This is a genomic window from Halorubrum sp. GN12_10-3_MGM, assembly GCF_005435235.1.
In the GTDB taxonomy this organism is placed as follows: Archaea; Halobacteriota; Halobacteria; order Halobacteriales; family Haloferacaceae; genus Halorubrum; species Halorubrum ezzemoulense.
Map to the genome: position 1 here is coordinate 152,303 of NZ_SGUB01000005.1, position 7,905 is coordinate 160,207.

The following is a 7,905-nucleotide window of genomic DNA, read 5'->3' on the forward strand; positions in this document are numbered from 1 at the left end:
CCCCCTACGCCAGCGCGGCCGCCAGCTTCTCCACGGGATGCGACGGCTCCGGCACTTCGCCCGGCCCCTCCTCCAGCTGCGTCCGGCAGGACGTTCCGGGGGCGACGAGACCGTCGCCGTCGCTGGCGTCCACCTGCTCGAAGAGGTTCTCGCCGATCGCCTTGCTCATCGAGTAGTGCTCGGCCTCGTAGCCGAACGAGCCCGCCATCCCACAACAGGAGGAGTCGAGCGGGTCGACGCCGTAGCCCGCGCGCCGGAGGACGCCGACCGCGTGGTGGTCCTTCTTCGTCGCCTTCTGGTGACAGTGACCGTGGTAGGTGAGCGACTCCGTCGGGGCGTCGAAGGAGAGAGTCTCGTCGAGCCGGTGGGCGTCGACGTACTCCATGACGCCGTAGGCGTTCTCCGAGACGGCGGCCACGTCCTCGTCCGGCACGTCGCTGGCCTCGCCGTCGAGCAGGTCGTGGTAGTCGGACTGGAGCATCACGGCGTCGGACGGTTCGACGACGACCACCTCCCAGTCATCCCGGACCCGGGGGGCGAGCGTCTCCACGGCGTCCCTCGCCGTCGCGCGCGACACGTCGAGCATCCCCTTCGAGTGTGGCGGCCGCCCGCTCCCGTCGACGTCCGGGATCTCGACGTGGCAGTTCGCGGCCTCCAGCACGCGCACCGCGGCCTTCCCCGCGCCGGGGTTCGTGTAGGTCGTGTACACGTCGGGGAACAGCAGCACGTCGCGGTCGGCCTCCTCGCGCGAGACGCCCGCGCCGCCGCGGGCTTCGAACCAGTCGACGAGGGTCTCAGAGCGGAACTCGGGGAGGTCCCGCTCCCTCGCGATCCCGAGCGCCTTCTCCGCGATGAGCCCGCTCCCTGGGATCTTGTTCGGGAGGTTCGAGAGCGGCGCGAGCTTCGAGGCGAGCGGCGCGAGCGACTCGAAGCGTCCGAGCAGCCGCGTCCGCAGATCGATCCCGTGCTCGTCGTGGTGGGCGTGCTCGACCTCCGCCTTCAGCTTCGCCATGTCGACGCCGCTCGGGCAGTCCACCTTACACCCCTTACAGCCGACGCAGAGGTCCATCACCTCGGTGACGAACTCGTCGTCCGTCGGGTCGTCCGGGAGCTCGCCGGAGATGGCCCCGCGGAGCATGTTCGCCCGCCCGCGGGTCGACTGGACCTCCTCCTCGGAGGCGCGGTAAGTGGGACACATCACGCCGCCGGTGGTCTCCTGCGGGCCGCGGCAACCGCCGCAGCCGTGGCAGAGCTCCACCATCCCCTGCATCCCGTTGTCGACCGCCCACTCCATCGCGGGGTCGAACCCGGCGTCGTACTCGTAGTCGGCGTCGAACCGGAGGTTCTCGCCCATGTCGACGTCGCCGCAGACGTTGCCCGGGTTGAGCAGCCAGTCGGGATCGAACGCGGTCTTGAGGTCGCGGAACGACTCCCAGAGGTCGTCGCCGTACAGCTTCCGGTTCCACTGGGTCCGCGCGCGGCCGTCGCCGTGTTCGCCCGAGACGGAGCCGCCGAGTCGGACCACCGCGTCGGTGACGCGGTCGGCGATGTCGAGCATCGCCTCCACGTCGTCGACCTCCTTCGTGTTGATGAGCGGACGGATGTGTAACACACCCGGGCCGGCGTGCGCGTAGAAGGTGGCGAAGGTGTCGTTGTCCTCCAGAATCTCTTGGAACTCGCGGGTGTACTCCGGGAGGTGTTCCGGCGGGATGGCGCAGTCCTCGATGAAGGAGATGTGCTTCTCGTCGGTGGTGCGCGAGAGGAGGATCGGTAGCCCCGCCTTCCGCATCTTCCAGAACCGGTCGCGCTCGTCCGGGTCGTGCGCCTCCAGCGCGTCGACTGCGCGGCGAGGGTGGCTCGTCGTCTCTGCGGCGCCCGCGCTCGGGTCTGTCGTCGTCTCGACGCGGGCTCCCGCGGCGCCGTCGGCCGCGCCGACCCGGTCCGCGATCAGGTCCGCGACCTTCTGTTCTCCCGTCGCGTCGTCCTCGGCGTAGAACTCGATGAGCAGCACGGAGTCGGTGCCGTCGGGTAACATCCCGACGACGTCCTCGAACTCCGGCGTGTCGGCCGCGAGCCCGAGGAGGACGTCGTCCATTACCTCGACGGCGGCGGGGTCGTGTTCGAGGCACGCGGCGACGTCCTCCATCGCGTCGAGGAGGTCCTCGTAGGTCAGCAGCGCGACCGCCTTCGTCTCCGGGATCTCGACGAGCGAGACGGTCGCCTCAGTCACGGTCGCGAGCGTCCCCTCGCTGCCGGCCATGAGGCGGCCGAGGTTGACGACGCCCTCCTCGCCGTGCTCGCCGCGGTACTCGGCGAGCAGGCGGTCGAGGTTGTAGCCGGAAACGTTCCGCTTCAGCTCCGGGAAGCGCTCGTCGATCTCGTCGGCCTCCTCGTCGAGGATCCGCACGACCTCGGCGTGGATCCTCGGGAGGAGCCCGTCGGCGTCGGGGTCCGCTGACTCGCGGAGCTCCTCGACCGCCACCTCGCCGAACGTCGTCACGGTGCCGTCGGCGAGGACGACCTCCAACTCCTCGACGTAGTGGTCCGTCTTGCCGTACTTCAGCGAGTGCGCGCCGGTGGAGTTGTTGCCGATCGCCCCGCCGACCGCGGACTTGTCGCGCCACGCCGGGTCGGGTGCGAACTTCAGCCCGGCCGGTTCGACCGCGGCGTTGAGGTCGCCCACGTACGCGCCAGCCTGAACGCGGGCGGTCTCCGCGTCGGGGTCCGTCGACAGCACGCCGTCCATCTCGTCGGTCAGGTCGAGGACGACCGCCTCGTTCACGGTCTGGCCGGCGAGCGAGGTACCGCCGCCGCGGGGGAGGACGGGGATCCCCTCCTCGAAGCAGTACTCGTGGACCGCTGCCACGTCCGCGGTCGACTCCGGGATCACGACGCCGATCGGCGTGACCTCGTACGCCGAGGCGTCGGTCGCGTACAGCCGCTTCGAGTAGTCGTCGAACCGCACGTCGCCGTCCACTCGGCGATCGAGCGCGTCGACGAGATCCGGCCGTTCCACCGTCCCGCCGGTGTAGTCGAAGTCCCCGCCGTCTGTCGGGTCCGGCTCCGAGGTGTTCGTCGCCATACGAATCCCTCACGGTCGAATTATGAAAAACCTCCTGCCGTCGGCGCGCGGCGGGAACCCGGGCCGCGGGACCAGCCCGCGCTCACCGTCCGACGCGCGTCGTTCGACAACGAACGCTTAATAGGCGCGCTCGTGACCGTACCGAGTATGAACGCAGCCCCCGAGGAGATCACGTCGCTCGTCGGTCGCGAGGTGTACTCGAGCAATGGCGTCTTCGTCGGCGAAGTCGAGGACATCCAGCTCGATCTGGACGCCCGCGCCGTGACCGGACTCGCGCTCGCCGAACTCAACCACGAGCTGTTCGCCGGGCAGGTGGGCGGCTCGACCGGCGTCATCGTTCCGTACCGCTGGGTCCGCGCCGTCGGCGACGTCGTCCTGATCAACGACGTCATCGAACGATACGACGCCGGCGAGCCCGACGAGGAGGCGCCGGAGGTCGAGGCGCGCTCGGAGGCGCGCTAGGCGCGGCCGGCCGCTCCCAGACCCCCTTGGCTCCCGCTCAGAACGGCAACGCGTCGCGGAGGCTGGCGATCACGCCGCGCTCCTCGCGGCGCGCCTCGTCGAACACCGGGTACAGGGCGTCGAGGAACTCGGTCTCGTTCTCGAACTTCTCTTGCGGCACGCGGTCGAGCGCGTCCGCGAGCGCGAGGGAGCGCCCCTGCGCGTCGTAGGGAACCTCCTGATCGCCCAGCGCGTCGCGGAGCTCCGCGGTCGTCGCGGGGAACGACACGTCCGCCTCGTCGAGCCGGGCGTCGAGCGCGGCGATACCGAACTCGATAGCCTCGGGCTCTTTCGTGTCGCCGCCGCCGGGTGGCCGTGCTGCCATTACGCCGGGGTATTCCCTCCGACGGCTTGAAACCCCTGTTCTCCGCTCACTCCGGCACGGATTCGCTCGGCGGAGCGGCGTCGACGACCGCCAGTTCGACTCCCGTTCCGGAGCGGTCGAAGGCCGCGACAGAGTCGCCGTCGTACGGCGGGACGGCGACGATCACCACGGCCGCGAGGTCGTCGGTGCGCGACACCCCGAGGAACCCGTCCGGGTGCGAGAGGAACCGCGCGCCCCCCTCGCCGGCCGGCGTGCCGAGGTCGACGCCGAACACGGAGTTGACCGAATTCCCGACCGACGGCAGTGTGAAGTGAGTCACCACCGGCGTCTCCGGGTCGAGCCCGATGTCGGCCTCGAACTCGCCGGCCGGCGTCGCGGAGAGCCGGACGTTCACACCGTCTGGGTCCTCGCTCGCGGCGCGCTCGCGGAGTACGGCCAGTAGGTCGCGGGTGACGTAGATCACTGTTCGACCTCCGCTATGGGACGGATTGGCAAAAGGACACGCACGGGTCGTCCCGCTCGGTCGCGTTCAGAACGGCAGCGCGGACGCGAGCGTCTTCGCGTACAGCCCGGGCGCCTTGCGCCGCGAGTCCGAGATGGCGTCCTCGACGGCGACCGCGGCTCGCTCGTGGACGCCGACGCCGTGACCGACGAGCACGCGCTCGGGGTCGAGCCCGGAGAGCGCGCTCGTCGGCGGGGTGAGCCGCAGCATCGGGTGGACGCCGAGGCGCTCGCGGTCGCCGCGGAAGTACGACGCGGACCCGAGCGACTCCGGGACGATCAGCGTCTCGCCGTCGAAGAGCCCGACCTCCTGCCACGGCGGCACCGACGAGTCGCGGATCCGGATCGCCTCGAAGCCGGTGTCCGCGAGCCGCGACCCGAACCGCTCGACGTCGACATCGGGGCCGAGATCCTCGGTGACGCCGGTCATCCACTCGGGGACGTACACCGGGGCGTCGTGGCGGGCGGCGAGTTCGCCGCTGTCGCGCACGTGGCGGTCCAGTCCGACCACGACGCCGGCGACGGAGCCAAGCCCGTCGAGGAGGTCGTCGACACCGGGCGCGTCGACCGGGTCGACGACCCACACGTTGTCCGCGTCCGCCTCCTCGTTCTCGACCGCGAACGCGTGGCTCGCGCGCTCCATCGTCTCGTCGGGGTACGCGATCCAGCCGACGCCGCCGTCGTACCGGTCGATCTCGTGGAGGTCCGGCTCGTCGCCTTTCATGCTCATACGAAGCCGTTGGGGCCGACGCCTTGTTAAGTCGTCTCCGGCGGCACCGGGATCCGATAGCGGACTGGGGATCACGATGTTCGCAACTATCGGTCAGCTGTTCTCGGCTCGTCGTGAGGGCGTTCCAAGACCTTGATATTCTGCCCGATGGGAAAATGGAACAGATATCGATGGCCAGATACGCCCGCTTCTCCCATCCGTTCCCAGAGAGCCGTGCCGGCGTGAAGTAAACTGAGAGTCGCAGCGAGAATTTTTGTATCGCCCATCACAACGTGGGGGTAGTTCGGCCGATCGAGCGCCGTTGAACGGTGACTCCGAGCGGAGGTGCTACACCAGTCGGCGCGGTCGGAGATGCGTGTAGCCGTCCGAGAGACCCGGCCCTCACGCCGCTGCGGGCTCTTCGCCGGTGTCGCTCCTGGTGAGTTCGACGTCGAGCCGGATCCGCTCGTACGGGAGGTACGGCCGCTTCGCACGGTCGTCGTCTTCGACGATGAACACGATTCCGTACGTCGCCAAGCGCGTCACGTCCTCGTGAACGGTCTTGTAATCGCGGTCGAGCGTCTCCGCGAGCGCGCTGATGCTTTCGGCGGCACCCTCGGTGTCCATCAGCGTCTGGAGAAGCTCGATCCGCCGGTCGGTGAGGATCTTCCGCAGCTCGCCGACCGTCGCGAACGACACCACCGCGGGTCGGGACTCTCCTCTGGCGACCGCGTCGACCGCGTCGCGTGTGTCCTCGAACGCCTCGTCGAACGATTCGACGGTGACGCGGAGCACGTCGGGATACGGCCGCTCGTGGGGGTCGCTGTACTTGTCGGGCCAGCCGTCGTGGTCAGGTTCACTCATTGATATCCTCCGTCTCTCCCGTCTCCGCCAGCCTCGCGATCTCGTTCAGAAATCGAGTCACGTGCGCCGCGAGCCCGTGGAACTCGATCTTCGTGTCCTCGCCGAACCGAACGTGTCGGTGATGCCAACCGAGGTCGTCATCGTCGTGTGCGTCGTCGTACCGGAGCAGTTCGCCCGTTTCAGGGTGGTAGTACTGAAACCGGTAGAACCACCCGTCCGGATACTCCTCGTCACGAATCGCGAATATCTCCACACGTCCACCCGGGACAGCGCGGTTCAACTCGATCGGGCGAGGAGCCGGCATCTCGCTGTGTTATGAGCTATGGCCACATAGCACATAAGTTTACGGGAGATCCACAGGCGGAGCGGGCCGAGTACCCCAGGCTTGAGCCCGAGACAGTTCACTTGAACGATCGGAACTCAATAGCACCGGACCGCCCGAGTTCAATTTGGAGTCGCTACTCGCCCGGCCACTTGATTGAGCAACCCCGCGAAGGGCGATCCGGAATCTCGACGTCGTCGCCCGCGAGGACGGCGTCGATCGCGTCGCGAACGTAGAACTCGGTCGGCTCGTCGTCGGGATTGAGCGCGTCGTCGAGACGACCGTGGTAGCGAAGGTTCCACGCGCCGTCCTCGCGACCGAAGAGGAACGGGTCGGGCGTACAGACGGCGTCGTACGCGGCCGCGACCTCGCCGCTCTCGTCTCGGAGGTACGCGTCGTACGCGACCGTGCCGTCGGCGACGGCCTCGCGCATCGCCTCGAAAGAGTCCTCGGGGTACTCGTCGGCGTCGTTGGGGTTGATCCCGACGACGGCGAGGTCGTCGTACTCGGCCGCCAGCTCGTTCAGCAGGTCGACCTTCGCCTTCGCGTACGGACAGTGGTTACACGTGAAGACGACGAGCAGCGCGTCCGTCTCGAAGTCGTCGAGCGCGTACGTCTCCCCGTCTGCGCCGGGCAGTTCGAAGTCGGGGGCGGCGTCGCCGCGGTCGAGTGTCGAGTCGGATTCCATCTGGACCATGGGCGAGCGTAGGAGCGGGAGCGGAAAAGGCGTTGCGCGCCACGCGAGAGTACCCGTCCTGCCGCAAAACACACTCAGCGGTACATCATGACGGCAAAGACTAAAGACCGATACGCCGGTAGCTGCCGATATGTCGCGGCAGATGAACACCATCGTCGCAGGTGACGAGTCGGGAATCCACGACGAGCCGCACATCCGAGACCGACGAATCACCGTGCGCCACATCCACGCGCTGGTGGAAGAGCGCGGGCTCGACACCCAGACGGTTGTGGACCGCTTCGACCTCACTGCCGCGGAGGTCTACCACGCGCTAGCATACTATCACGACCACCCAGAGGAGATGCGAGCCGTCAAGGAGCGCCGGCGAGCACTCCACGACGCCGCAGAGGCCGATCCGGATGTCATCACCGGTCCTGAGGATATGTCGGACGCATGACTAAACAAAAGTAATAATGGAAAATAGTATGACCAAGGCAGAGTTTGAAAAAGTAGTGTTGGTGTCGTCGCGCGGGCAAGCCACAATTCCGAAGAAGTTCCGTGAGGAGTTGGGTATCGACACGCCCGGCCGTGTGAAGTTTATTCGGACCGAAGAGGGCGACATCGTTGTTCGCCCTATCTACTCGGTTACGGACCTGCGTGGAGTTCTGGAAGGGAAAACCGACGAGCAGGGGCGGTCAGCAACCGAGCGCCTCCAAGAAGAACGTACAGCGGACAAAGCCAGTCAGCTACCCATCGCTGAAGTGATGGGCTTGTCAGTGGACTCCCGTTCTGCCGACCACGCTCTTCGGTAGACTGGCGGAACTAGCGGAATACATTGACAGCGATACAGTCCACGAGACTGTGGATCGGTGCCCCAGTAAGGTTCAGTGACCGGAGGAAGCCGTAGGTCCGAGCGGCCTGTTCC

At 67.6% G+C, this 7,905-nt stretch carries 10 protein-coding genes and 1 pseudogene; 3 read left to right on the forward strand and 8 right to left on the reverse strand.

The genetic code is table 11. From position 1 onward, the window contains the following. Positions 1-4: 4 nt before the first annotated feature. On the reverse strand, positions 5-3,082 hold the full coding sequence (locus tag EXE47_RS06080; protein ID WP_137708093.1) for an FAD-binding and (Fe-S)-binding domain-containing protein: 3,078 nt from the start codon (positions 3,080-3,082) through the stop codon (positions 5-7). A gap of 147 nt (positions 3,083-3,229) precedes the next feature. Here EXE47_RS06080 and EXE47_RS06085 point away from each other — a divergent pair, with 147 nt between their 5' ends. Next, complete coding sequence (locus EXE47_RS06085) at positions 3,230-3,544, forward strand: PRC-barrel domain-containing protein (protein ID WP_049929743.1); 315 nt, start codon at positions 3,230-3,232, stop codon at positions 3,542-3,544. 37 nt (positions 3,545-3,581) lie between these two features. On the opposite strand, the gene EXE47_RS06090 is transcribed toward EXE47_RS06085, so the two are convergent. The 6 genes from EXE47_RS06090 to EXE47_RS06115 form a co-directional block, all read right to left on the reverse strand. After that, entirely contained in the window at positions 3,582-3,908 is a 327-nt protein-coding gene (locus EXE47_RS06090; protein WP_049929742.1) for a hypothetical protein, read from the reverse strand. Positions 3,909-3,954: 46 nt separating this feature from the next. Continuing rightward, complete coding sequence (locus EXE47_RS06095) at positions 3,955-4,371, reverse strand: hypothetical protein (RefSeq protein WP_049929741.1); 417 nt, start codon at positions 4,369-4,371, stop codon at positions 3,955-3,957. 66 nt (positions 4,372-4,437) lie between these two features. Next, complete coding sequence (locus tag EXE47_RS06100) at positions 4,438-5,133, reverse strand: hypothetical protein (protein ID WP_137708098.1); 696 nt, start codon at positions 5,131-5,133, stop codon at positions 4,438-4,440. Positions 5,134-5,520: 387 nt separating this feature from the next. Continuing rightward, a complete protein-coding gene (locus EXE47_RS06105; RefSeq protein WP_199237863.1) occupies positions 5,521-5,982 on the reverse strand; it encodes a hypothetical protein in 462 nt (153 codons plus the stop codon). Then, entirely contained in the window at positions 5,975-6,235 is a 261-nt protein-coding gene (locus EXE47_RS06110; RefSeq protein ID WP_241997555.1) for a DUF6516 family protein, read from the reverse strand. Before EXE47_RS06110 ends, EXE47_RS06105 begins: the two co-directional genes overlap by 8 nt. A gap of 205 nt (positions 6,236-6,440) precedes the next feature. After that, complete coding sequence (locus EXE47_RS06115; protein WP_137708096.1) at positions 6,441-7,001, reverse strand: thioredoxin family protein; 561 nt, start codon at positions 6,999-7,001, stop codon at positions 6,441-6,443. Positions 7,002-7,143: 142 nt separating this feature from the next. Here EXE47_RS06115 and EXE47_RS06120 point away from each other — a divergent pair, with 142 nt between their 5' ends. Together EXE47_RS06120 and EXE47_RS06125 are read left to right on the forward strand one after the other, a co-directional pair. Continuing rightward, positions 7,144-7,437: a DUF433 domain-containing protein gene (locus tag EXE47_RS06120; RefSeq protein ID WP_241997556.1), complete on the forward strand. Its 294-nt coding sequence runs from the start codon at positions 7,144-7,146 to the stop codon at positions 7,435-7,437. Positions 7,438-7,465: 28 nt separating this feature from the next. After that, a complete protein-coding gene (locus EXE47_RS06125; RefSeq protein ID WP_241997557.1) occupies positions 7,466-7,792 on the forward strand; it encodes an AbrB/MazE/SpoVT family DNA-binding domain-containing protein in 327 nt (108 codons plus the stop codon). 10 nt (positions 7,793-7,802) lie between these two features. On the opposite strand, the pseudogene EXE47_RS06130 reads toward EXE47_RS06125, so the two are convergent. Next, a pseudogene (locus tag EXE47_RS06130) lies at positions 7,803-7,905 on the reverse strand (IS1595 family transposase); the annotation flags it as partial.